Origin of the sequence: Streptomyces sp. NBC_01381 (assembly GCF_026340305.1) — a bacterium.
GTDB lineage: Bacteria > Actinomycetota > Actinomycetes > Streptomycetales > Streptomycetaceae > Streptomyces.
Genome location: NZ_JAPEPI010000002.1, coordinates 3296781 through 3319296, shown reverse-complemented (window position 1 = coordinate 3319296; position 22516 = coordinate 3296781). Strand labels below are relative to the sequence as shown.

The 22516-nt window shown below is 69.3% G+C and carries 22 protein-coding genes; 8 read left to right on the top strand and 14 right to left on the bottom strand.

Translation table 11 applies throughout. The features are described from left to right. Positions 1 to 81 precede the first annotated feature (81 nt). The 3 genes from OG453_RS36115 to OG453_RS36105 are packed head-to-tail and all read right to left on the bottom strand — an operon-like array spanning position 82 to position 3445. Positions 82 to 828, bottom strand: coding sequence for a succinate dehydrogenase/fumarate reductase iron-sulfur subunit (locus OG453_RS36115; RefSeq protein ID WP_266872766.1), 747 nt, complete (start codon positions 826 to 828; stop codon positions 82 to 84). Next, on the bottom strand, positions 825 to 2774 hold the full coding sequence (locus OG453_RS36110) for a fumarate reductase/succinate dehydrogenase flavoprotein subunit (protein WP_266872765.1): 1950 nt from the start codon (positions 2772 to 2774) through the stop codon (positions 825 to 827). Before OG453_RS36110 ends, OG453_RS36115 begins: the two co-directional genes overlap by 4 nt. Then, complete coding sequence (locus OG453_RS36105) at positions 2774 to 3445, bottom strand: succinate dehydrogenase (RefSeq protein WP_266873257.1); 672 nt, start codon at positions 3443 to 3445, stop codon at positions 2774 to 2776. Before OG453_RS36105 ends, OG453_RS36110 begins: the two co-directional genes overlap by 1 nt. Before the next feature lie 132 nt (positions 3446 to 3577). Between OG453_RS36105 and OG453_RS36100 the strand changes: the two genes are divergently transcribed. Further along, positions 3578 to 4465 carry a LysR family transcriptional regulator gene (locus OG453_RS36100; RefSeq protein ID WP_266872764.1) on the top strand — a complete coding sequence of 296 codons (888 nt, stop codon included), beginning with the start codon at positions 3578 to 3580 and terminating at the stop codon, positions 4463 to 4465. A 103-nt stretch (positions 4466 to 4568) separates the two neighbouring features. Here the strand turns inward: OG453_RS36100 and OG453_RS36095 are convergent, their stop codons facing one another. The 4 genes from OG453_RS36095 to OG453_RS36080 form a co-directional block, all read right to left on the bottom strand. Further along, positions 4569 to 5306, bottom strand: coding sequence for a VOC family protein (locus tag OG453_RS36095; RefSeq protein ID WP_266872763.1), 738 nt, complete (start codon positions 5304 to 5306; stop codon positions 4569 to 4571). A gap of 9 nt (positions 5307 to 5315) precedes the next feature. Further along, positions 5316 to 7451 carry a bifunctional diguanylate cyclase/phosphodiesterase gene (locus OG453_RS36090; RefSeq protein ID WP_266872762.1) on the bottom strand — a complete coding sequence of 712 codons (2136 nt, stop codon included), beginning with the start codon at positions 7449 to 7451 and terminating at the stop codon, positions 5316 to 5318. Then, a complete protein-coding gene (locus OG453_RS36085) occupies positions 7448 to 8260 on the bottom strand; it encodes an SAM-dependent methyltransferase (protein WP_266872761.1) in 813 nt (270 codons plus the stop codon). The genes OG453_RS36090 and OG453_RS36085 overlap by 4 nt, the downstream gene beginning before the upstream one ends. 260 nt (positions 8261 to 8520) lie before the next feature. Further along, complete coding sequence (locus tag OG453_RS36080; protein WP_266872760.1) at positions 8521 to 9510, bottom strand: SCO0930 family lipoprotein; 990 nt, start codon at positions 9508 to 9510, stop codon at positions 8521 to 8523. A 650-nt stretch (positions 9511 to 10160) separates the two neighbouring features. Between OG453_RS36080 and OG453_RS36075 the strand changes: the two genes are divergently transcribed. Together OG453_RS36075 and OG453_RS36070 are read left to right on the top strand one after the other, a co-directional pair. After that, positions 10161 to 10289, top strand: a complete 129-nt coding sequence (locus OG453_RS36075; protein WP_266872759.1) for a hypothetical protein — start codon at positions 10161 to 10163, stop codon at positions 10287 to 10289. Between the two features lie 15 nt (positions 10290 to 10304). Further along, entirely contained in the window at positions 10305 to 11069 is a 765-nt protein-coding gene (locus tag OG453_RS36070; RefSeq protein ID WP_266872758.1) for a DUF4239 domain-containing protein, read from the top strand. 1 nt (position 11070) lies between these two features. On the opposite strand, the gene OG453_RS36065 is transcribed toward OG453_RS36070, so the two are convergent. Beyond that, positions 11071 to 11712 (bottom strand): HAD family hydrolase, encoded by a 642-nt coding sequence (locus OG453_RS36065; RefSeq protein WP_266873256.1) that lies wholly within the window; start codon positions 11710 to 11712, stop codon positions 11071 to 11073. Between the two features lie 150 nt (positions 11713 to 11862). Between OG453_RS36065 and OG453_RS36060 the strand changes: the two genes are divergently transcribed. Together OG453_RS36060 and OG453_RS36055 are read left to right on the top strand one after the other, a co-directional pair. Further along, positions 11863 to 12093 (top strand): hypothetical protein, encoded by a 231-nt coding sequence (locus OG453_RS36060; protein ID WP_266872757.1) that lies wholly within the window; start codon positions 11863 to 11865, stop codon positions 12091 to 12093. 185 nt (positions 12094 to 12278) lie between these two features. Then, on the top strand, positions 12279 to 12818 hold the full coding sequence (locus OG453_RS36055; protein WP_266872756.1) for a hypothetical protein: 540 nt from the start codon (positions 12279 to 12281) through the stop codon (positions 12816 to 12818). 103 nt (positions 12819 to 12921) lie between these two features. Here OG453_RS36055 and OG453_RS36050 read toward each other — a convergent pair whose 3' ends face one another. Next, the gene (locus OG453_RS36050; protein WP_266873255.1) at positions 12922 to 13422 is read right to left on the bottom strand and encodes a hypothetical protein; all 501 of its coding nucleotides are present in this window, start codon (positions 13420 to 13422) and stop codon (positions 12922 to 12924) included. A gap of 350 nt (positions 13423 to 13772) precedes the next feature. Here OG453_RS36050 and OG453_RS36045 point away from each other — a divergent pair, with 350 nt between their 5' ends. Then, positions 13773 to 14432 (top strand): class F sortase, encoded by a 660-nt coding sequence (locus OG453_RS36045; RefSeq protein WP_266872755.1) that lies wholly within the window; start codon positions 13773 to 13775, stop codon positions 14430 to 14432. Positions 14433 to 14490: 58 nt separating this feature from the next. Here OG453_RS36045 and OG453_RS36040 read toward each other — a convergent pair whose 3' ends face one another. Then, complete coding sequence (locus OG453_RS36040) at positions 14491 to 15336, bottom strand: polysaccharide deacetylase family protein (protein ID WP_266872754.1); 846 nt, start codon at positions 15334 to 15336, stop codon at positions 14491 to 14493. 118 nt (positions 15337 to 15454) lie between these two features. Between OG453_RS36040 and OG453_RS36035 the strand changes: the two genes are divergently transcribed. Both OG453_RS36035 and OG453_RS36030 read left to right on the top strand, forming a co-directional pair. Then, the gene (locus OG453_RS36035) at positions 15455 to 15916 is read left to right on the top strand and encodes a universal stress protein (protein ID WP_266872753.1); all 462 of its coding nucleotides are present in this window, start codon (positions 15455 to 15457) and stop codon (positions 15914 to 15916) included. A gap of 151 nt (positions 15917 to 16067) precedes the next feature. Next, the gene (locus OG453_RS36030; RefSeq protein ID WP_266872752.1) at positions 16068 to 17501 is read left to right on the top strand and encodes an amino acid permease; all 1434 of its coding nucleotides are present in this window, start codon (positions 16068 to 16070) and stop codon (positions 17499 to 17501) included. 4 nt (positions 17502 to 17505) lie between these two features. On the opposite strand, the gene OG453_RS36025 is transcribed toward OG453_RS36030, so the two are convergent. The 4 genes from OG453_RS36025 to OG453_RS36010 all read right to left on the bottom strand — a co-directional run bounded on the left by OG453_RS36025 (position 17506) and on the right by OG453_RS36010 (position 22367). After that, positions 17506 to 19146 (bottom strand): extracellular solute-binding protein, encoded by a 1641-nt coding sequence (locus OG453_RS36025; protein WP_266872751.1) that lies wholly within the window; start codon positions 19144 to 19146, stop codon positions 17506 to 17508. Between the two features lie 47 nt (positions 19147 to 19193). Then, entirely contained in the window at positions 19194 to 20117 is a 924-nt protein-coding gene (locus OG453_RS36020) for a carbohydrate ABC transporter permease (protein ID WP_266872750.1), read from the bottom strand. After that, on the bottom strand, positions 20114 to 21112 hold the full coding sequence (locus OG453_RS36015) for a sugar ABC transporter permease (RefSeq protein ID WP_266872749.1): 999 nt from the start codon (positions 21110 to 21112) through the stop codon (positions 20114 to 20116). The genes OG453_RS36020 and OG453_RS36015 overlap by 4 nt, the downstream gene beginning before the upstream one ends. Positions 21113 to 21233: 121 nt before the next feature. Beyond that, the gene (locus OG453_RS36010) at positions 21234 to 22367 is read right to left on the bottom strand and encodes an ROK family protein (RefSeq protein WP_266872748.1); all 1134 of its coding nucleotides are present in this window, start codon (positions 22365 to 22367) and stop codon (positions 21234 to 21236) included. Positions 22368 to 22516 lie beyond the last annotated feature (149 nt).

The following is a 22516-nucleotide window of genomic DNA, read 5'->3' as shown; positions in this document are numbered from 1 at the left end:
AGGTACGCGCCCCGCAGGGGCGCGGGGAACCGCGCGACAAGCCACAACGGACCCGCAGATCCCAACCGCCCCACAGACTGACTAGCGGCTGACCTTCCGAGTGGCCCGCAACCACTCCTTGTTCATCGCCGCGATGGAAGGCAACGGGATCCCCTTAGGACAAGCGGTGGCGCACTCGCCGGTCAACGTGCAGCCACCGAAGCCCTCCTCATCCATCTGCGCCACCATGTCAAGGACGCGCGTCTCGCGCTCTGGAGCGCCCTGCGGCAGGACATTGAGGTGGTTCACCTTGGCCGAAGTGAACAGCATCGCCGAGCCGTTGGGGCAGGCGGCGACACAGGCGCCGCACCCGATGCACTCCGCGTGCTCGAAGGCGAAGTCCGCGTCAGGCTTCGGCACGGGCGCGGCATGCGCCTCGGGGGCCGCGCCGGTCGGGGCGCTGATGTAGCCGCCGGACTGGATGATGCGGTCGAAGGACGAGCGGTCCACCACCAGGTCCTTGACGACTGGGAAGGCCGCGGCACGCCACGGCTCGATGTCGATCGTGTCGCCGTCCTTGAAGGACCGCATGTGCAACTGGCAGGTGGTGGTGCGCTCCGGGCCGTGCGCGTCGCCGTTGATGACGAGCGAGCAGGCCCCGCAGATGCCCTCGCGGCAGTCGTGGTCGAAGGCGACGGGGTCGTCGCCCTTGACGATGAGCTCTTCGTTGAGGGTGTCGAGCATCTCCAGGAACGACATGTCGGAGGAGATGCCGTCCACTTCGTACGTGGACATGGCGCCGTCGGCGTCGGCGTTCTGCTGGCGCCAGACGCGCAGGGTGAGCTTCATGCGTAGCTCCGCTGAGTGGGGTGGACGTACTCGAAGACGAGGTCTTCTTTATGAAGGACTGGGGCATCACCGGTGGCGGTGAACTCCCAGGCGGCGGCGTACGAGAACTCCTCGTCCACGCGGGCCGCCTCGCCGTCCGGGGTCTGGGACTCCTCGCGGAAGTGGCCGCCGCAGGACTCGGCTCGGTGCAGGGCGTCGAGGCACATCAGCTCGGCGAGCTCGATGTAGTCGACGATGCGGTTCGCCTTCTCCAGGGACTGGTTGAACTCCTCGCCGGTGCCGGGGACCTTGATGCGGCGCCAGAACTCCTCGCGGATCTGCGGGATGCGCTCCAGAGCCTTGCGCAGACCCGTCTCCGTACGCGCCATGCCGCAGAACTCCCACATGAGCTCGCCGAGTTCACGGTGGAAGGAGTCGGGCGTGCGGTCACCGTCGACCGCGAGAAGCTTGGCCAGCCGGTCCTCGGTCTCGGTCAGCACCTCGCGCACGACGGGGTGTTCGTCGGTGACCGCGTCGTGGTGCGGGTTGCGTGCGAGGTAGTCGTTGATCGTCGATGGCAGGACGAAGTAGCCGTCGGCGAGGCCCTGCATCAGGGCCGAGGCGCCGAGCCGGTTCGCTCCGTGGTCGGAGAAGTTGGCCTCGCCGACCGCGAACAGGCCGGGGACGGTGGTCTGCAGGTCGTAGTCGACCCACAGTCCGCCCATCGTGTAGTGCACGGCGGGGTAGATCCGCATCGGCGTCTCGTACGGGTTCTCCGCGGTGATCCGCGCGTACATGTCGAAGAGGTTGCCGTACTTCTCCTCGACCTTCTTCTTGCCCATGCGCTGGATGGCGTCCGCGAAGTCGAGGTAGACGCCCTGTCCGCCGGGGCCGACGCCACGGCCCTCGTCGCATACGTTCTTGGCGGCGCGCGATGCGATGTCGCGGGGCACCAGGTTGCCGAAGGACGGGTAGATGCGCTCCAGGTAGTAGTCGCGCTCGTCCTCGGGGATCTTGTTGGCGGGGCGGTCGTCGCCCTTGGCCTTCGGCACCCAGATCCGGCCGTCGTTGCGCAGCGACTCACTCATCAGCGTCAGCTTGGACTGGTGGTCGCCGGTGCGCGGGATGCAGGTGGGGTGGATCTGTGTGAAGCACGGGTTGGCGAAGTAGGCGCCGCGCCGGTGGGCCCGCCATACGGCCGTGGCGTTGGAGTTCATGGCGTTCGTCGACAGGTAGAAGACGTTGCCGTAGCCGCCGGACGCGAGGACCACCGCGTCGGCGAAATGTGTCTCGATCTTGCCGGTGATCAGATCGCGGGCGACGATGCCGCGGGCCCGCCCGTCGACGACGATGACGTCCAGCATCTCCGTGCGCGGGTGCATCTCGACGTTGCCCGCGGCGATCTGCCGGGACAGCGCCTGGTACGCCCCGAGGAGCAGCTGCTGCCCCGTCTGGCCGCGCGCGTAGAAGGTCCTTGAGACCTGTACGCCGCCGAAGGAGCGGGTGTCGAGCAGACCGCCGTACTCGCGGGCGAACGGGACGCCCTGCGCGACGCACTGGTCGATGATCTCGACGGAGATCTGCGCGAGCCGGTGCACATTGGACTCGCGGGCGCGGAAGTCGCCGCCCTTGACGGTGTCGTAGAAGAGGCGGTGTACGGAGTCGCCGTCGTTGCGGTAGTTCTTGGCGGCGTTGATGCCGCCCTGCGCGGCGATCGAGTGGGCGCGGCGCGGGGAGTCCTGGTAGCAGAACTGGACGACGTGGTAGCCCTGTTCGGCGAGCGTGGCGCCGGCGGAGCCGCCCGCGAGGCCGGTGCCGACGACGATCACGGTGTGCTTGCGCCGGTTGGCCGGGTTGACCAGTTTGGCCTCGAAGCGGCGGGTGTCCCAGCGCTCGGCGACAGGACCGGCGGGCGCCTTGGAGTCGACGACCGGCTCGCCGGTCACGTACTCGGCATACGAATTCATCAGCTCACCACTCCGGTCATGACGGCCACGGGTACGACGACGAAGCCCGCCGTCAGGAACAGCGCGAGGCCATTGGCGATGATCTTGAGGGCGCGGTCGCGGGTCGCCTTTCCCGCGCCGAGCGTCTGCGCGGCGCTCCAGAGACCGTGCCGGACGTGGAAGCCGAGGGCGACCACCGCGACGATGTAGATGACGTTGCCGTACCAGGTCGAGAAGGTGTCGATGATGTTCTGGTACGGGTGCAGGTGTTCGTAGCCGCCCGGGTGCACGGTGCCGGTCGTCAGGTCGAGGATGTGCCAGACGATGAAGAGGGCGAGGATGATCCCGCCCCAGCGCATCGTGCGCGTCGCGAAGCTCGAACCCGCCTTCCTGTGCACGTACTTGGTGGGGCGCGCCCTGATGTCGCGGCGGCTCAGCTGGTACGCGGAGACGGCGTGCGCGACCACGGCGACGACGAGCACGACGCGGACCAGCCAGAGCGTCCACTCGTAGTGCATGAAGGGCTCGCCGACCGTGCGCAGCCAGTGGGCGTAGTGGTTGATCTCCTCCGGACCGAAGAAGATCTTCAGGTTACCGATCATGTGCACGACCAGGTAGAGCAGCATGATCAGGCCGCTCACCGCCATCACCGTCTTCTTGCCGACGGATGAGTCCCAGATCGTGCGCGTCATCGACGGCCGTCGGTCCGTCCGCGTTGCCAGAGCCATGACGCAGACGCTAAGGCCGAAGGTCCCGATCGGTCCAAGAGATGGTTCAGCTCATCTCCATAGCGATTGGCTATCATCGGCCGTACCCTGCCGTATATGCAGTTCCAGCAGCTTCTCTACTTCGTCGCCGTCGCCGAGACCAGGCACTTCACCCGCGCCGCCGAGCAGGTGCACGTCTCGCAGCCGTCCCTCTCCCAGCAGGTCCGCGCCCTGGAGAAGGAGCTGGGCGCCGAGCTGTTCAGCAGGGCACGGGGCAACATCGCCCTGACCGACGCCGGCGAGGCGCTGCTTCCGCTGGCCCGCCGGATCCTCGCGGACGCCGACACCGCGCGGATCGAGGTGCAGGAGCTGGCCCAGCTGCGGCGCGGCCGGATCCGCCTCGGCGCCACGCCCAGCGTCTGCACCGGACTCCTGCCCGAGGTGCTGCGCGCCTTCCACGACCAGCATCCCGGCATCCAGCTCCTCCTGGAGGAGGGCGGCTCCCACGACCTCGTACGCGAACTGGCGCGCGGCGCCCTGGACCTGGCCCTGGTCGTCCTTCCGCTGCCGAGCCCGTCCCCCGCCCTGACGACCGTGGAGCTGCTGCGGGAGGATCTTGTCGTGGTGTCCTCACCGGATGCGCCCTCGCTCGGCAAGACGGTGCGGGTCGCGGATCTGGAGCAGCATCGCCTTGTGATGTTCCGGCACGGGTACGACCTGCGGGAGCTGACGGTCGCCGCGTGTCGCGCCGCGGGCTTCGAGCCGGATTTCGCGGTCGAGGGTGGCGAGATGGATGCGGTGCTCGGCTTTGTCCAGGCAGGGCTCGGGGTGGCCGTCGTGCCGCGGATGGTGGCCGAGCGGGCCGGGCGCGGGTTGCGGATGACGCCGCTTGCCCGGCCTGGCCTGCACCGGACGATCGCGCTTGCCCACCGCAGCGATGTGGCGCCGCCGCGGGCTGCGCGGGAGCTTCAGCGGATGCTTTTGGCTCCGCCGGGGGTGCGGTGATTTGCGTGTGGGCCGGTGGGAGGTGGTGATTTGGCTGCGGGTCCGGTGGGGGCTTGTCGCGCAGTTCCCCGCGCCCCTTCGGGGCGCCCACCCTCGGGTCCGCTTAATTCAACCTGCCCGTCTCGGGGTTCCTGATCGTCAAGCAGTACGTCCCGCCCGCCGGGTCCCGCATCACGGTCCAGTGCGGGCCTCGCGACACCGCCTCGGCGCCCTGCTTCTCGTGCCGGACGCGGGCCGCGTCGAGGTCGGAGCAGGAGAAGTCCAGGTGCGCGCCTGCCGGACCGTCCGAGTCGAGGCGCTGGAGGAGGATCCGGATCGGCAGCCGCGCCGGTGACTCGACGAGGTGGAACTCCGGGCGCGAGCCCGGGCGCGACGACCACCCGGTGAAGGCGGGCCAGAACGCCTTCTCCGCCTCCCATGCCCCCGGCGGCACATCGAGGCACACCTGGTCGAGGCGGCTCGTGGAACCGTCCGGGGCGGTCAGTGGTGCGGGGCGGACCCGCTCGGCCTGCCACGGCACCACGCAGAACAGCTGCCCGCCCGGGGAACGCAGGACCTCCAGGCCGTCCTCCGCGAAGACGGGGGTGGCCCCCAGCTCACGCGCGGCGCTCGCCGCGGCGGCCACGTCGTCCACCGCGAAGTCGAGATGCGCGCCGCCGACGCCACCGACCGCCTGCGCCTTCACGTACGCGTCGCCCTGCTCGGGCAGCAGCGTCACGAACTGGTCGTCCTCACCGCGGAACGCGGAGAGCCGCGTCCCCGTGACCTCCGTCCAGAACGCGCAGGCCCGGGCGAACCGGTCCGCGGGCCGGTCGACGAAGGCGTACACCCAATGGATCACTGTGCTGCTTCAGCTCGTCGCGTCCGCGAGTGCCAGCTCGTGCAGCCGGTCCGGCGGGCCAGGGCGGGCGTAGTACCAGCCCTGCGCCGTGTCACAGCCCAGTTCGCGCAACTGGTCCGCCTGTGCGCCCGTCTCGACGCCCTCGACCGTCACCGCGAGGTCCAGGCTGTGGGCGAGCGACACGATCCCCTCGACGATCTTCAGGTCGACGGGGTCGGCCGGGAAGTGCTGCATGCCCTGGGTGAAGGAACGGTCCAGCTTGAGGATGCTCACCGGCAGGCGGCGCAGATTGGCGAGGTTGGAGTAGCCCGTGCCGAAGTCGTCGAGCGCGATGTCCACGCCCATCTCGGCGAGCCGCCGCAGCGGCTTGAGCAGGTCGTCGTCGGCGCCGATCAGCGCGGACTCGGTGACCTCCAGGCACAGCGCGCCCGGTTCGAGCCCGGCGCGCTCCAGGATCTCCACCGTGTCCGAGACCAGACCGGGGTGGGTCAGCTGCATGGGCGACAGGTTCACGTTGACGCGCAGCGGCCCGGCGTCGGTGTGCCGCGCCTCCCAGGTGCGGGCCTGGCGGACCGACTCCTCCAGGACCCAGCGGCCGAGCGGCACGATCAGTCCGGTGTGCTCGGCGAGCGGGATGAACCGGTCCGGGCCGATGACGCCGTGCTGCGGGTGCAGCCACCGCACAAGCGCCTCGGCGCCGCGCACGCTGCCGTCGCCGAGGTGGACCAGCGGCTGGTACTCGATGAAGAACTCGCCCCGCTCCAGGGCCGCGGGCAGCGCGGTGGTCAGGCCGTGCCGGGTGATCGCGCGGGCGTCGGCCTCCGGGTCGGCGAGCTCGAAGCGGTTGCCGCCCGCCGACTTGGCGCGGTACATCGTGATGTCCGCGCTGCGCAGCACCTCCGCGGCGCCCCGCTCGCCCGCCGGGCCCTCCACGATGCCGATGCTGCCGCGCACGGTCAGCTCGCGGCCCTCGACGCGGATCGGCGTGGACAGCGCGTGCATGATGCGCCCGGCGAGCTCGTCGACCTCGGCCTCCGTGTCGCGGCCCGTGGTCAGCGCCACGAACTCGTCGCCGCCGAGCCGCGCGACCATCTCGCCGGGCGCGGTGGCGCAGGACTGCAGCCGGTCGGCGACCTCCACCAGGAGCCGGTCGCCCGCCGCGTGGCCCAGGCTGTCGTTGACGGTCTTGAAGCCGTCGAGGTCGAGATAGCAGAGCCCGAAGCGGGCGCCGTCGCCCGCGGCAAGGGCCTTCTCCAGGCGTTCGAAGAACAGCGTCCGGTTCGGCAGGCCGGTGAGCGCGTCGTGCGTCGCCTCGTAGCGCAGGCGCAGATTGAGCAGCCGGCGCTCGGTGGTGTCCTCCATCAACGCCAGCTGGTACTGCGGCACTCCGTCCGCGTCCCGCAGCAGCGAGACGGTCAGATTGGTCCACAGGACCGTGCCGTCGGGCCGGTAGAAGGCCTTCTCGACCCGGTAGTGCTCGCGCTCACCGCGCACCAGCTCGTCATAGAGCTTCCATACGTGCGGGGAGTCGTCGGGGTGCGTCCACTCCGCCACGTTGCGTCCGCGCAGCTGGTTCTCCAGGCCGCCGAACATCCGGATCAGGGCGTCGTTCACCTCCAGGACCGTGCCCGAGAGGTCGGCGATGCCGATGCCGATCGCGGCGCCGTGGAACACCGCGCGGAAGCGGGCCTCGCTCGCGTGCAGGGCCTCGGCGACGACGCTGCGGGCGTTCAGGGCGGCCCGCGATATCGCCTCCTGCTCGGAGAGGGTGCGCTCGCGCAGCGCCGCGGCGAACCCCGCGGCGACGGCGTGCTGGAGCCGCGCGGAGCGGGCTCGCAGATCCTCCTGCCGGCCTTCCTCGCCGCAGTACAGGACCAGGTATGCGTCCACGCAGTCCAGGGTGCGGCTCAGCGCCTCCGGATCGGTGCAGTGCGTGCCGATCAGCGCGGCGCCGACCGCCTGTCCCTCGCCGGAGTCGAAGACCCGCTCAAGGAGCGCGTCACGCAACCGCCGGGCCAGCGGCACCAGTTGGAGCTCGAACTCGGGCCGGGTCAGCGACGTGGCGGTCACCGGGAAGATCGCCCGGCTCCAGATCGTCGCGAACCTGCGCACTCTGTCCTCGGGACCGTCCGCTTCCCCGCTCATGCCCTGCGCCCCACGCCGGCGAACCCGGAGAAGGCGTACGGATCCTCCTCCTCGGGCGAGGTGTCGGGCCGCCAGTGCGGCATCGGCACGAGGCCGGGTTCCACCATGTCGTATCCCTCGAAGAACCGCGCGATCTCTTCGCGCGAGCGCATGATCAGTGGATTGCGGATGTCCTTGTACACGCCGACGGTCTGACCGGCCTGCTCGGCGGGGATCGGCATCCCTTCGTACGAGGCGTGCGTGAGGACGACCACGCTGCCGGGCGCGAGTGCGTCCCGCAGTTCGGCGACCGCTGTGTAGGGATCGTACGCGTCCTCCACGAAGTGCAGGACGGCGACGAGAAGAAGGGCCACCGGACGCTCGAGGTCAAGGAGTCCCTTCACCTCCGAACTGCCCAGAATGTCCCGTGGTTTGCGCAGATCCGCGGCGACGATCCCCGCCCTGTCGTTGCCTTCGAGCACGGCCCGGCTGTGCGCGACGGCCACCGGGTCGTGATCGACGTACACCACGCGGGCGTCCGGGTCGGCCTGCTGTGCGACCTCGTGGACATTGCCGAACGTGGGGATCCCGGAGCCGATGTCCAGGAACTGGCTGATGCCCTCGTCCACGGCGAAGCGCACAGCTCGCCGCATGAAGGCACGATTCGCCTGCATGATCTTGGGCAGGCCCGGCATGAACTCCATGGCCCTGCGGGCCGCGTCCCGGTCGACCTCGAAATTGTGCGAACCGCCAAGGTAGTAGTCGTAGATGCGGGACACGCTGGGCATCGTGATGTCGATGCCCTGCGGGGCCCAGGCGGGACGCTCCATCAGGACTCCAAGGCGTAGGCGAGGCGAGCCGGTGTTCGAAGGTGAGGCTACTGATCGTCCGCCAAGGGAGCGAGTCAAAACGGAAATTGGTCGTCCGTTCTCGGTCACTGCCTGCGGCATGTGCCGAATATCAACCCAAAGAACCGGTCCGTTCCACCCTCCCTGGCGGGAATGGAACGGACCGGTCGACCGTACGCGCACTCCTTCTTGCTGTCCCCCTTTCTTGGCCGAAGTTCGCCCTTTCTCGGCCGAAGTTCGGCCTACTTCGGCGCGCCGACTGGCTTTCCGTCCGGCCCCGCCGCGTACCAAGTCCCGCCCACACCCTGGCCGTTGGTGTCACCCGGCTTCTTGTCACCGGCGAAGGTGTACATCGGCCAGCAGTCGATGGTCTGCTGCTGCTGTCCGTCGGGCCGGTCGAAGACGACGAAGCCCTTCTTGAGGATTCCCTTGGTGTCGTTCTTCTCGACCGGCGGCACCACCGGCCACTTCTCCAGGCACGCGCCCGTGCAGGCGGACTTCATCGGCCAGGCGGAGTCCTTCGTGAAGCGATAGACCGTCATGCCGTTCTTGTCGACGACGATCTCGCCGAGCTTCGGATCGTTCCTGGTGGAAAGACCTGCCGGGTCCACGGGTTCGGTCTCGGCCGGCGGCGCCTCCTCCTCCTCGGCGGCCGCCGCCTTCTTGCCGTCGGGGGCGGCGGCGTACCAAGTGCCGCCCACGCCTTGGCCCTTGGCGTCGCCGGCCTTCTTGTCCTTGGCGTACCGGTACATCGGCCAGCCGTCGATGGTCAGCTGCTTGCTGCCGTCGGACCGGGTGACCTCGCCCATCAGGGACTCGTCGACGCCGGGCGGGGCGACCGCGCCCTTGGCCGACACGACGGGCCAGGTCGTGGCGCAGGCGCCCTCGCAGTTCGACTTGGGCGGCTGGGCGGTGTCCTTGTCGAAGCGATAGAGCGTCAGGCCCTCGCTGTCGGTGACGACCTTGCCGAGCTTCTTGCTGTCCCAGACGGCGAGTTGGCCCGCCGACTTGGCCTCCGCTCCCTCTTGCGCGTCCCCCGAGTCCGCGCCGTACCCGTCGCCGGCACCGTAACCGGCGTCGGCCGGGGCCTGGTTGCCCACGTTCTGTCCGTTGGGCGACTGGTCCCCCTTCTCCTGACCGCACGCCGTCGTCAGCGCCAGCATCGCCGCAGCTGTCGCTACGAGCGAGGCGCTCCGCCAGGCCCGGGGGGAACCCCCAGATAGATGCAGCATGTTGACTCCCGCTGTCCGCTTAGCTGTTCGCGCCACCCGAGTGGGTCACGCATGGCCCTAGGTACGGGCGGGAGCGGCTGATGCGTTCAACGGGGTTCCAATAATTTTTGTGAGGGGGCGGGTACGCGGGGGGCCGCTGGAGCTGTCGGCGTCAATCCCGCGATCATGGGCACCCACCTTCGGGTCATCATCGGGGCGGACCGGCGTTCCTGCGGGAAACGGCGCCCATGATCTCTGACGTGCTTGGATCATCAAGGGGCGCATCCGCCCTGGTCACGCGAGCGCTGGCGCTGCTGGTGCTGGCCTGGTTAATCGGTTCGCCGGCCACCGCCGTGGCCGTTCCCTTCGCCGACTGCGCCTATGCATCGGTCGATCAGGGCGGCAGCGGTTCGGGGGGCGGCGCGGTGGCCGTCTCGGGTGACGGGGTGGTGTGCAGTGCCGGTCCCACGCGCCGCCCGAAACCGCCGCCTCCGCCCCCTCCACCGCCGCCGCCCGCCCCGGCTCCCCCGCCACGGATCGAACCCCCGGCACCGGAGCCGCCGTCTCCACCGCCCCCGCCCCCTCCGCCGCCTTCGGCCGCTCCCGAGCCCGCTCCGAAGCCGACGCCAAAGCCCGTGCCGGCCGTCCGCCCCAAACTCGCGCCGGCGCCGGTGAGTTACCCCTCGTACCGCACAGCGCCACGCAAGACGCCGCCCCGCAGCGGCCCGTCCCTGGTCTCGCTCACCCTGCTCGTCACCGCGCCCGCGGTGCTCGCCGCCGCCGCGCTGCGGCCGCGCTGAACCGCCGGAGGTCCCATGTCGGAATGGCTTGTTCTCACCCTCGCGATGCTCGCCGCATGCGGCGTCGTCCTCGTCATCGCCTTCCTGCGGCACCGCAGAACGAGTCCGGATTACGACGCGTCGGAGACGCCGGACGTCATCGAGTACATGACGATGATGATCGGCGTGGTGTACGCGATCGTCCTCGGTCTGGCCATCGCCGGGGTCTGGGAGGCCCGCAGCGTCGCCGAGGACCACGTCCACGCCGAGGCCCAGGCCCTGCACGAGGTCTCCGAACGGGCCCGGGTCTACCCGGAGGAGGTCCGTGACCGCATCCGCACCGACGTCCACGCGTATGTCAGCTACGTGGTGAACACGGAGTGGGACAGCATGGCCGAGAACGCCGAACTCACCGACCGGGGACAGGAGTTGCTCACCCGGGTCCGCCACGACGTGACGGACTACGTGCCCAAGTCCGACTTCGAGGCGCAGGCCTATCAGCCGCTGGTCGACCAGGTCGCCGCCGCCGACGACGCCCGCAGCGCCCGAGGCGACAGCGCGGGGGCCACCATGCCCGGCGTGGTGTGGTTCGGCCTGATCGCCGGCGGCCTGGTCACCATCGGCATGGTCTTCGCCCTGCAGATCCGCCGCACCCCGCGCGAACTGATCCTGGCCGGGCTCTTCTCGGCCCTGTTCGCCTTCCTGCTCTTCCTGATCTGGGACTTCGACGCGCCTTACAGCCGCGGCATCTCGGCCAGCGCGGATCCGTTCCGGGCACTCTTCGACAACCTAGGGGGGTGAGTCAGCCGACGACGACCGATGCCAGCTGGGTGAGGTTGTCGATCCGCCAGTCCGCGCTCTGGACGACGGTCGGGTCGTCGGCCCACCAGTGGCCCCAGGGCCCGCGCCGGATGTGCGCCGCGCGCAGGCCCGCCGCCTTCGCCGGGTAGATGTCGTGTGCGGGGTGGTCACCGACGTACACGGTCCGCTCCGGCGCGGCCTGCGCGACCTCGGCGACCCGGGCGAAGAACGACGGATCGGGCTTCGCCACGCCCCACTCCTCCGACGTGACGACGAGGTCGGCGGGCAGATCCAGGTCACGCAGCAGTTCGCCCGCGCGCGGGCTCTGGTTCCCGGCGATGACGACGCGGATCCCCTGCTTGCGCAGCCCGCCGAGCGCGGGGCGCACGTCGGGATAGAGGTCGGTCTCGCTCAGATGCTCGCCGCGCCCCGCGACCTCGCGGGCGTGGTACGCGGCGGCGACGTCCATGTCCGGACTGAGCAGGCGCAGCGCGTCGGTGGCGTCCTGCCCCCGTGTGACCACGCTTCCCACGAGCGCGGAGACGGTGTGCCGTGGCACGCCGAGCCAGTCCGCCCAGGACGCCCAGTAGCGGTCATCTTTCGTGAGGGTCTCCCCCACGCCCAACACCACAGTCTCGATCATCATCGTCCGTAGCCTAGGACTCCGGACCGCGACCACGGCCGTGCGCCGCGCAGGCCTCGAGGTGTGTTCGGCCGCCGCACCGGCACCGGCCGCCCCCGCAGGTCCGCAAACTGGGCTGCGCCGCGGCCCCGCGCGGCGCACTCTGGTGGCATGGCAGCCTGGCAGACACCCATCGTCGTTCACCCGCCCGCTTCCGACGGCGGACGGCGGGTCACCGTGCGGGGGCGGACCGTCGGTGTCGCCCACGACGACCGGGACCTGGTGGAGTTCCTGCGCCGTACGGGACTCGGCGACGCCGACATGGCGCTTGACGACCCGCATCTGGTGGAGTGGCGCGGCGGCGGGCCGCATGTGTGGGCCGCTACACCGCCGACGCCCTGATATCCCGTCATCGAGGCCGCGACACCCCGGCCCGTTCCCCTGTCCGGCCCACGCGGTTGCCCCGTTCGCGCGACAGCGATCGCGGCCGCCCAGGTCCCTACCTAGCGTTTCGGGCATCGAGGTGCATTTCAGGCGCAAGCGGAAGAAGGTCCGCGGCTGCTCCTCGGGGACCCGGAGGAATCATCATGCGCGCGATACGCGTTGCCTCGGCCACTCTGCTCGCCGCCACCGCCCTGACCCTCACCGCCCCCACCGCGGCCGTCGCGGACGACGGCGACACGAAGAACAACATCACGTCGTTCGGCTTCCGCGTCACCCCGTCGACGATCGCCGCGGGCGGCCAGGTCACGCTCAGCGTGGACGGCTGCCAGGGCGACACGACGGTCACCTCCGGGGTCTTCGACGACGCCCATATCTCCCATGGGCAGCAGTCCGTCAACGCCCAGGTCTTCCCGGACGCCAAACCCGGCGCGATGTACGAGGTGACCTTCGACTGCAAGGGCGAGAAGGGGACGACGGATCTCACCATTGCCACGGGCCGTCCCACGCACCACCCGACCATGCACCCCACCACGCCTGCCCACCGGGGCGTGAAGGCCGGCGTCGGCGGCAGCTTCGGCGGTCTCGATCTGCACGAGATCGCTCTGGGCGGCGCCCTGATCGTGGGCACGCTCGGCACCGCGTACTACTGGACGCGCCGCCGTACCGGCGACGACAACTCCTGACCCGCCCGCCGCACGGGCTGCCGGGCGGCGGCGTGCGCCTGACCGGCGCGGAAGGGGGACGCGCCGGTCAGGAAGGCGGACTGAACCGCAGAGGAACGTGCCCTCAGATGCCGCGCCCCGCGTTCTCCGAACGGCGCCGCATCCAGAACACACCGCCGCCGATCACGGCGGCCGCCACGAGGCCCCCGCCGATCGCCATGTCGGTGGTGGTCGCCCCCTCGCTGGAGCTGCCGCCGAGGCCACCGCGGACACCGCCGTGGATGACGGTGAAGGCGGACGGGCGGGTGAGTTCCCTGCCGCCGCATACGGCCTTGATGTCGTACGCGCCCGGGTTGGCGTGTTGGTGGATGGTCGCGGTACCTGTCGCCGTGTGGCCGCCGCCGCCCGGCATCGGCTTGATGGGCGTCCTCGGGAAGGCGGGCGACTCGATGTGACCGCCGGACGGGCAGTTGTCGACCGTGACCGTCAGCTGCCCGCCTCTCGGGATGACGCTCGGCATGGCGACGATGTTGGACGGGTTGTCCCAGGCGGCGGCCGTCGGGGCGGCGAGCCCCACGACCGCCCCCGCGGTGACGGCGACCGCCAGAGCACGGGTGGCGCGCATACGGGAAGTACGCATGTGAATCCTCCGCGGAAGACGCCCCGGGGAAACCGTCCCCGGTCGATCGGCGAGAGCGCCTCCCAGACAGACCCTCAGATGCCTTGCACAGAGCCGCATTTCGGGAATCGGCCGTACTGGTGAGGCGACACGCCGAAGGGCGAAGGCACAAGCCGATATTGCCGCAGGTCACGGACCGTCAGAAAATAACTTTCCGGGGCGACTCGGATGGCGCACGCCCGGTATGGCCGCCACCCGTTCGCTCCTGCTCTGTCGCTGACCGCGCGCGCCGCGCTTAGCGTTCTCGTACGCGCAACGGACGCGGTTCGAAAGCCGCGTTGAGAGGGGATCAGAGAATGCTTTCGTCCCAGCCGGCCGAAGAGGAGGAAAGGCAGAGGAAGCGCGCGCCCTGGGGCGTGATGGCGCTTGTTCTGCTGACCGGCCTCGCGCTGATCCGGAATGGCTCAGGGGAATTCGACGTGGGTCCGCCACAGCCCGCGTCGGCGGCCGCGGCGGACCAGGCGCCCGATGCGGCCAGGAAGGACGTCGCACCGCTGACGTTCTCGCCCGCCGACCGGGTCCAGATCAAGGGGATCCGGGTGGATGCGCCGGTCCTGCCCGTAGGGCTCGACATGGAGGGCTGGGTGGACGCGCCGCCGCCGGAGGACCCGAACCTGGCCGGCTGGTTCACCGGGGCGGTGTCGCCGGGCGAGAAGGGCACGTCCGTGCTCGTCGGCCATGTCGACAATCAGCAGGGGCCCGCCATCTTCTACGGCCTCGGTTCGCTGAGGAAGGGAAATCGCATCGAGGTCCTGCGCAGGGACCGCAAGACCGCGGTCTTCGAGATCTACGGCATCGAAGTGTTCGAGAAGAACAATTTCCCGGGAGATCGCGTATACGGCGACAAGGGAACCCCGGAAATCCGGGTCATCACCTGTGGCGGCGGTTTCTCCAAGCAGGCCGGATACGACGGGAACGTCGTCGTTTTCGCCCGCCTTGTGGATGTGCGGGGCTGACGGCGATCTCGCCGAAAGCACGCGGCACAGGGCAGGCGAAAGCCCGACCTGCTCAGACCTACATCGAATGGCGGCTCGGCACCGTAATGCGGTAGCCCGATTCGATGAGTTCCGGAAGGTACGTCCGCAGGGCGTCGACGCTCTGGGAGCGGTCGCCGCCCGCGTCGTGCGAGAGCACCACGACCCCGGGAGCCGCGCCGTTGCGCACGCGCCGGATGATCGTGGCGGTGCCCGGCTCGGTCCAGTCCAGGGTGTCGACGGTCCAGGCGAGCGGCTCCATGCCCAGGTCGGCGCCGAGCTGGAAGGCGTTGCGGTTCCAGGCTCCGTAGGGGGCGCGGAACCAGGCCGGGGGTTCGCCGACGGCGTCGTCGACGACCTCGCAGGTGCGCTCGATCTCCTCGCGCATCGCGCTCCTGTTCACCTTCAGCAGGAGCGGATGGGACCAGGTGTGATTGCCGATCAGATGCCCTTCATCGGCCATCTCGCGCAGCAGGTCCTTGTTGTCGACGGCCCTCTCCCCGCACACGAAGAACATGGCGCGGACGTCGTACCGGCGCAGGGTGCGCAGGATGCCCGGGGTGTAGCGGGGGTCGGGTCCGTCGTCGAAGGTCAGCACCATGCTGCGGTCCTGCCCGTCCATGCGCAGGATTGGGGCACGGCGTACGCGCGGCAGGGCGCGGGCGACGTGCGGCGGGCCATAGCCGGCCATCGGCTGGAGGCGGTACGCGGACGGCTTGAGGGCGCGCGCGGCCGGTGGTCCACCGGCCGCCGCCCCGCCGGTGGGCTTGGGTCCTGGCGTGCCGGGCCGTTCCGTGCCCACACAGCCCGCGGTGGCGGCAAGACCGAAGACAGCGGCGCCGCGCAACAATGCGCGGCGCCCTGGAGTCATTTGATGCTTTTTCATGACTAATCCGTCGCATGGCGGACGTCCCGCGCGGACCAGCAACACCACGGCGGGCCGCGAATGCACCCGATCCGACCAGCGGCGACGGCTCCAGGGCCGGGTGGGTAACCTCTGCGCTGTGACCGAAGACCACTCCCACCAGTTCGAACGCGGTACCGACGGCCCGAAGGTGATCGTCGTCGGGGTCGACGGCTCGGACTCCTCGCTCCGGGCCGCCGCCTACGCCGGAGGGCTCGCCCGACGGCAGCGTGCGCTGCTCGCCGTCGTCTACGTCCAGCCGGTGATGGCCGCCGGTGCCGCGCTCGGCGCCCCCGTCGCCGAGACGACGGACGAGATCGCCGAGGGTCTGATCGCCGAGATCCGGGCGGCGACCGAGCGGGTGAAGGGGATATTCGACGTGCGCTGGGAGTTCCACACCTTCCGCGGCGACCCCTACAGCGGTCTGGTCAAGGCCGCGGACGACCTCAAGGCCGACGCGGTGGTCGTCGGGGCCTCCGAGCAGGCCGGGCACCGGATCGTCGGATCGGTCGCGGTACGCCTGGTCAAGGCGGGCCGCTGGCCCGTCACCGTGGTGCCGTAGCCGTCGTGTCATAGCCGTCGTGTCGTAGCCGTCACCCGCCAGAGTGCTGAACCCTCACATATGTGAGGGGTGTGGTGTCTGTCGCCGCGAGCCCGCCTGCGCCATCATGATCCGCCGTCAGCTCATGGCCGTCTGCGAAGAGGTGGAGCTCATGGCGGGACTCCGTATGGGGCAGGGCGTACTGCGCCGCAAGCCCATCGAACACATCGAAGAGACCGAGTCGGGAGCGGCCGGCGGCCTCTCCCGGTCGCTCGGTCTGTGGCAGCTCACGGCGATCGGCATCGGCGGCATCATCGGCGCGGGGATCTTCACCCTCGCCGGGACGGTGGCCAACGGCACGGCCGGACCCGCCGTCCTGATCTCCTTCCTCATCGCCGGTGTCGCGAGCGCGGCCGCGGCCTTCTCGTACGCCGAGTTCGCGGGCCTCATCCCGAAGGCCGGATCGGCGTACACGTACGGCTATGTGGTGCTCGGCGAACTCGCGGGCTGGTTCATCGGCTGGGACCTGCTCCTGGAGTACACGGCGATCGTGGCGGTGGTCGCGATCGGCATCTCCGGCTACTTCACCTTCCTGCTCAACGACATGGGCGCCGAGCTCCCCACCTGGATGCTGGGCGCGCCGGGGACGGGCGACGGGCACCAGGTCGACCTGTTCGCTGCGGTGCTCTGCCTGCTCATCGCGTATCTGCTGACCCTTGGCATCAAGAACGCGGCGCGGTTCGAGATGGTCGTCGTGATCCTGAAGGTCATCGTCGTGATCGTGGTGATCGCGGTCGGGTTCTTCCACATCAACACCGACAACTACAGCCCGTTCTTCCCCTTCGGGGTCAGCGGGGCGTTCACCGGTGCGGCGACTGTCTTCTTCGCGGTCTTCGGGTACGACGCGATGAGCACCGCCGCCGAGGAGTCCAAGGACGCCCAGCGCCACATGCCGAAGGCGATCCTCTACTCCCTCGCCGTCTCGATGGTGTTGTACGTCCTTGCGTGCCTGGTCCTCACGGGCATGCAGAGCTATACGGACATCGACCCGGAGAGCGGGTTCTCCACCGCCTTCAAGTCCGTGGGGCTCGGCGGTCTCGCCGATGTCATCGCGGTCGGCGCGATCATCGGCATCCTCACCGTGATGTTCACGTTCATGCTCGGCGTGACCCGCGTGTGGTTCAGCATGTCGCGCGACGGGCTGCTGCCGAAGTGGTTCGCCAAGACGCACAAGACCCGCCATGTGCCGACGCGCGTGACCTGGATCGTCGGGTTCGCGTCGGCCGCCATCGCCGGGTTCCTGCCGATCGGCGAGGCGGCCGAGCTGACGAACATCGGCATCCTGCTCGCGTTCGTCGTGGTGTGCATCGCGGTGATCGTGCTGCGCTACCGGCAGCCCGATCTGCCGCGGACGTTCCGCTGCCCCGGAATGCCGGTGGTGCCTGCGATCGGGGTCGTCTTCTCCATCTGGCTGATCACGTTCCTGCAGTGGCAGACCTGGGTGCGGTTCGCCGTGTGGTTCGCCGTCGGCCTCGTCGTCTACTTCGGGTACTCGTACCGGAAGTCGGAGCTCGCCAAGGCCGACGTACGCGACAAGACGCGCTAGCGGATCAGGCGCTCTTCTCGATCGAGAGGGCGAACTCCTTTGCCATCTGGTCCAGGCCCTTGTTCTTCCACTCCGCCCAGAACGGCTTCCACTCGCTCAGCTTCTTGCGGCCGCTGACGATGTCGTTGACGAGGTCCCCCGCCTCGGTCTGCATGCGGCCGTAGTGCTGGGTGTACGCGTCGGAGTAGTGGCCGACCACCGGGTTCTGGATGGCGGTCGCAAGGAGCTTCTTCTCGGCGGCGTACACGTCCTTGACGTCCTGGGCGCGCTCGTCGCCGGGGAAGCTCGACGCGATGATCGCGAAGGGCGAGGTCGTCGACGTCTGCAGTCCGCTGAAGAGGCCCTCGACCTGCTGCTTGCCCTGCTTGGTGCGGGTGGGGAAGCCGTTCTTGTCGTACGTGAAGTCCTCGCCCTCGGTGCCGTATTCGAGGAACTCGCGCTCCTTGCTGCCGAACGGCGCCGCCAGGTAGTTCAGGACGTCGAGCAGCATGCGCACCCGCTTCTCGTCGCCCTTCTTGACGGCGGTGTAGCCGATGGTGCCCAGGTGGTAGTGGTGGTTGGGTTTCCGGCCGCCCGCGGCGAAGGGGATCAGGATCTCGGCGGCAAGCTCCGGGTCCTGGACGCGGATTTCCTTGCGGGCGTTGAAGGGGTTCGCGAAAACGCAGGCGCCGATCGAGCCCTGCGCCATCTTGGTGTACGCGTCGGCCATCTTGGGGTTGCCCGGGTAGAAGACCCCGGCCTTCTTCAGCTTCAGGACGAAGTTGAGGGCTTCCAGGTACTCGTCGGTGTCCTGGAACCAGGTGAGCGAACCGTCCTTGTTCTGCCGCCACTTGTTGGGGGCGCCGAAGCACTGGCTCATCACGCTGGCGGTGTTGACGTAGATCGGCTCGAGGGCCCAGACCTTGTCGCCGGTGACCTCCTTGCACTTGGCGAGGAACTCCTCGGGGCTGCTCGCCTGGATGCCGTCCGCCTTCGCCCAGACCTTGGGATTGCCGCCGAAGACCTGGCCGAACGCGGGGTACGGGACGGGCGCGCCCCAGATCTTGCCGTTCACGACGGCCGTCTTCCAGTGCGCGGGCGTCATCGCGGCGAGGTTCGGATATCTCTTCACCGCGTCGCCCGAGACGTACTCGGTGATGTCGGCGCACTTGGCTTCAAGCAGCTCGGCGATGTGCTGGATGCCCTGGTTGGGCGGAATCCACAGCAGGTCGGGCAGGTCGCCGCCCGCGACGACCGCGGAGAACTTCTCCTCGTAGCCGGGGTCGGTGCCCAGGATCGCGGTCAGGTCGACGCCGAGTTCCTTGTCCAGCTTCTTCCAGTACGCGTTGGAGTCCTTGGGGGTCGGCGGCTGCGTCCAGATCTCCGTGAGCATCGTGATCTTCGAGCCGTCGCCCGGGGTCTTGGCGACGCTCTGCACCAGGTCCTTGGGGTACGAGAGGAACCCCGCCGAGAGCCCCTTCGCGTTCGGCGCCAGGTCGGGACTGATCCCGGCGAAGGGAACGTACGAAGGCAGCTTCACCTTCGACGATGCCGCCTCGCCCGTCTTCTTCGTCGACGAGCCGCAGCCCGTCAGCGAGGTGGCGGCCGCTCCCGCGGCGACGGCGGTGGAGAGGCTGAGGAAGGTGCGTCGGGACATGCCGGTCATGGGAATCTCCGCGAAGGGTGTCAGGGTCTGGAAGGGGGCGGGGAGGTTCAGCCCTTGATGGCGCCGGTGAGCACGCCCTTGGTGAAGTACTTCTGCAGGAACGGGAAGAGCAGCAGGATCGGGATGAGCGCGATCATGACGACCGCCATGGAGATCGATTGCTGGGGAGGCATGTTCGTGACGCCCAACTGGTCGCCCGTTATGGACTTGCCCTGCACCACGTAGGTGCGCAGGACCAGTTGGATGGGCCACTTGCCCGAGTCGTTGAGGTAGAGCATCGCGTTGAAGAAGGCGTTCCAGTACGTCACCGCGTAGAAGAGGCCGACGACGGCGACGACGCCCTTGGAGAGCGGGAGCACGATACGGGTCAGGATCCGCCAGTCGCCGGCGCCGTCGATCCGCGCCGCCTGGTAGAGCTCCTCGGGGATGTTCATGAAGAACGCCCGCAGGACGACCAGATTGAAGGCGTTGATCATGACGGGGAGGATCAACGACCAGTAGGAGTCCAGGAGTCCGAGCTCCTTGACCACCACGTACATCGGGACCATGCCGGGCACGAAGAGCAGCGTGAACAGGACCATCAGGAGGATCGGCTTGCTGCCGGGGACGCCGCGCTTGCTGAGGGCGTAGGCGAGGGCGATCGTCGTCAGGAGCGAGAGTGCCGTGCCGACCAGGGTGATCAGGACGCTGACGACGACGGCGCGCGAGACGATGCCTCCGGAGAGGATCGTGCGGTACGCGTCGAGGGTCGGCTCCGTGGGGAAGAGGACGAAGCCGCCCGCCTCGGTTATCTCCTTGCGGGAGGCCAGGCTGGTGGAGAGGACCGTGACGAACGGCAGGATCATCACGGCGCAGATGACGGTGATGACGACGGCCTTGGCGGTCGAGCCGATCTTCGTCGGCGGTTCTTCCCAGGCGGGCCGCTCCTCGCGGGCGGCGCGGGTGCGCAGGGGGGATCCGAAGCTGCTCATTTGCTGTACACCCCGTGCTCTCCGAAGGCGTGGGCGACCTTGTTGGCGCCGTAGATCATCAGGGCTCCGACGACGCCCTTGACCAGGCCGGCGGCGGCGCCGACGCCCCAGTCGCCGTAGACGACGCCGTGGTAGTAGATGTACGTGTCGAGGACTTCCGCCGCGCGTGCGCCGACCGCGTCGCGCTGGAGCAGGAACTGCTCGAAGCCGACGGACAGTACGTCGCCGAGGCGGAGCACGAGCAGCATGATCGTGACGCCGCGCACCGCGGGCAGGGTCACGTGCCACATGCGGCGCCAGCGTCCGGCGCCGTCGACGGCCGCCGACTCGTACAGGGACTGGTCGACGCTCGCGAGCGCCGCCAGGTAAATGATCATGCCCCAGCCGATGTCCTTCCAGATCACCTGCCCGGTGATCAGGAGGGGGAAGGTGCCGGGGTCGGTCATCACCTCCAGGGCCGACATGCCGTGGTCGCGCAGGTAGTTGCTCAACAGGCCCGCGCCGCCGAGTACTTGCTGGAAGAGCGCGACGACGAGCACCCAGGAGATGAAGTGCGGCAGATAGACGACGCTCTGCACGAACTTCTTGATGCGCGGGCTGACCAGGCTGTTGATCAGCAGGGCGAGGGCCAGCGGGGCCGGGAAGAAGAAGATCAGCTGGAGCGCGGCGAAGGCCAGGGTGTTGCGCACGGCCTCCCAGAACGCGGGGTCGGCAAAGAGCTCCTGGAAGTTGGCGAGGCCGACCAGCGGGCTTTCCTTGAAGCCGATGAAGGGCTGGTAGTCCTGGAAGGCGACGATGTTGCCGAGCATCGGCACGTAGAAGAAGACCAGGAAGAAGAGCAGGCCCGGGGCCATCAGGGCGAGCATCACCCAGTTGTTCCGCAATCGGACGCGGAGCGGGACGCGGCGGTGGCGCTGCGGGCCCTTTGATGTCGCGGCTGACGCGGGTGGTGGCGACGCGGCCTTGGGCCTGCGCAGCGTTCCTTGGGATGTCACACGTACTCCCTGGCCTGACGGCACGACGGAATAGGGAAGTCGGCATCCGGCTAATTAGGAAGCCAACTTGCCGAATGAGAGCCACATCATCGAAGCGCGGCTCCCGTCCGTCAACCACCTGTCAGTCCTGGAGAGTTGGACTTTTCCGCGCGGCGTGATCGATGTGTTCCAGTGCGAGACGGGCTGCCCCGATTGCGGTCGATTCCTCGCCGAGTACGGAAGTTTGCACCGTCGGCGCATAGGGGCTGAGCCCGGCGAGCCGTTCCGCGAACGGCTCGCTGAGCAGGGCGCCCGCGCGGGAGATGCCGCCGCCGAGCACCACGGACTGCGGGTCGAGTACGGCGACATGGCGGGCCAGGCTGTCGGCGAGCGCCTCGGCGAACGCGCGCAGCGTGTAGCGGGCGCCGCCGTCACCGGCCGCCGCGGCGGTCACCACCGCCCGTGCCGCGTTCTCGCGGGTGGGCCGGTCCGCGCCCTCGTGGCCCGCGAACCAGTCGAGAAGCCGCTGGTAGCAGTTCCCCCAGCCGTCCTCTGCGACCATCTCGCCCGCCGCGCCGTGGTGTCCGCGGTGCAGCTCGCCGCGCAGCCACAGGCCGATGCCGAGGCGGTTGCCGACATACAGGTACACGCAGTCACGGGCGCCGACGGACACTCCCCCGGTGCACTCGGCGAGGGTCGCGAGCTGGATGTCGTTGCCCACGACGACCGGGCCGTGGGTGTCGTCGGCGAGCTCGCGGGTCAGGTCGCGGCCCGTCCAGTCCGGCAGCGAGTCGCTCTCCACCACCCGGCCCCGCGCGTCCACCATGCCGCTGGTGCCGACGCCGGTGGCCAGCGGGCGCACGCCTGCCGCCGCCGGCTGGGCCAGACAGCCCGCGATCGCCTCACGGACGGCGTCCAGGCGCCGGGGCCCCGGCAGTTCGGGCGTGACGGCGACGCGCTGGGTGGCCACGGTGCGGCCGAGCAGATCGGCCGCGTGCACCAGGATCTTGTGCGCGCCGATGTCGACGCCGAGCACATGGGCGGCCTCGGCACGGAAGCGGAACCTGCGGGCCGGCCTGCCCACGCTGCCGCTGCCGGGCGTCAGCTCCACCAGGCGGCCCTCGCGAAGCAGCTGGGCCGTGAGGTCCTGCGCCGTGGGCCGCGAGACGCCGATCAGCGCGGCGAGTTCGGGCACGGTGATCTCGTCGCGCTCACGCAGCACGCGCAGGGCGGCGGCCGCGTTCAGGCGGCGCAGCAGCGACGGGTCTCCACTCATGGGTTCCCCCTTCATGGATTCCCCCGACTGCTTCATGGACTCCCCCGCCTGGGCTCCCCGATTCAAGGCGTCCCCCTTGACATCGCGATCGGTTGATCTCCAGTGTGACCCCGGAGAGATTGAGAAACTTACCTAATAAACAGCGCCCT

Excerpts from the sequence above, each read along its gene's own strand:
- OG453_RS36115 (WP_266872766.1), bottom strand. The coding sequence starts at position 828 with ATGAAGCTCACCCTGCGCGTCTGGCGCCAGCAGAACGCCGACGCCGAC.
- OG453_RS36110 (WP_266872765.1), bottom strand. The coding sequence starts at position 2,774 with ATGAATTCGTATGCCGAGTACGTGACCGGCGAGCCGGTCGTCGACTCC.
- OG453_RS36105 (WP_266873257.1), bottom strand. The coding sequence starts at position 3,445 with ATGACGCGCACGATCTGGGACTCATCCGTCGGCAAGAAGACGGTGATG.
- OG453_RS36100 (WP_266872764.1), top strand. The coding sequence starts at position 3,578 with ATGCAGTTCCAGCAGCTTCTCTACTTCGTCGCCGTCGCCGAGACCAGG.
- OG453_RS36090 (WP_266872762.1), bottom strand. The coding sequence starts at position 7,451 with ATGAGCGGGGAAGCGGACGGTCCCGAGGACAGAGTGCGCAGGTTCGCG.
- OG453_RS36085 (WP_266872761.1), bottom strand. The coding sequence starts at position 8,260 with ATGGAGCGTCCCGCCTGGGCCCCGCAGGGCATCGACATCACGATGCCC.
- OG453_RS36080 (WP_266872760.1), bottom strand. The coding sequence starts at position 9,510 with ATGCTGCATCTATCTGGGGGTTCCCCCCGGGCCTGGCGGAGCGCCTCG.
- OG453_RS36070 (WP_266872758.1), top strand. The coding sequence starts at position 10,305 with ATGTCGGAATGGCTTGTTCTCACCCTCGCGATGCTCGCCGCATGCGGC.
- OG453_RS36065 (WP_266873256.1), bottom strand. The coding sequence starts at position 11,712 with ATGATCGAGACTGTGGTGTTGGGCGTGGGGGAGACCCTCACGAAAGAT.
- OG453_RS36060 (WP_266872757.1), top strand. The coding sequence starts at position 11,863 with ATGGCAGCCTGGCAGACACCCATCGTCGTTCACCCGCCCGCTTCCGAC.
- OG453_RS36055 (WP_266872756.1), top strand. The coding sequence starts at position 12,279 with ATGCGCGCGATACGCGTTGCCTCGGCCACTCTGCTCGCCGCCACCGCC.
- OG453_RS36050 (WP_266873255.1), bottom strand. The coding sequence starts at position 13,422 with ATGCGCGCCACCCGTGCTCTGGCGGTCGCCGTCACCGCGGGGGCGGTC.
- OG453_RS36045 (WP_266872755.1), top strand. The coding sequence starts at position 13,773 with ATGCTTTCGTCCCAGCCGGCCGAAGAGGAGGAAAGGCAGAGGAAGCGC.
- OG453_RS36040 (WP_266872754.1), bottom strand. The coding sequence starts at position 15,336 with ATGAAAAAGCATCAAATGACTCCAGGGCGCCGCGCATTGTTGCGCGGC.
- OG453_RS36030 (WP_266872752.1), top strand. The coding sequence starts at position 16,068 with ATGGCGGGACTCCGTATGGGGCAGGGCGTACTGCGCCGCAAGCCCATC.
- OG453_RS36025 (WP_266872751.1), bottom strand. The coding sequence starts at position 19,146 with ATGACCGGCATGTCCCGACGCACCTTCCTCAGCCTCTCCACCGCCGTC.
- OG453_RS36020 (WP_266872750.1), bottom strand. The coding sequence starts at position 20,117 with ATGAGCAGCTTCGGATCCCCCCTGCGCACCCGCGCCGCCCGCGAGGAG.
- OG453_RS36010 (WP_266872748.1), bottom strand. The coding sequence starts at position 22,367 with ATGAGTGGAGACCCGTCGCTGCTGCGCCGCCTGAACGCGGCCGCCGCC.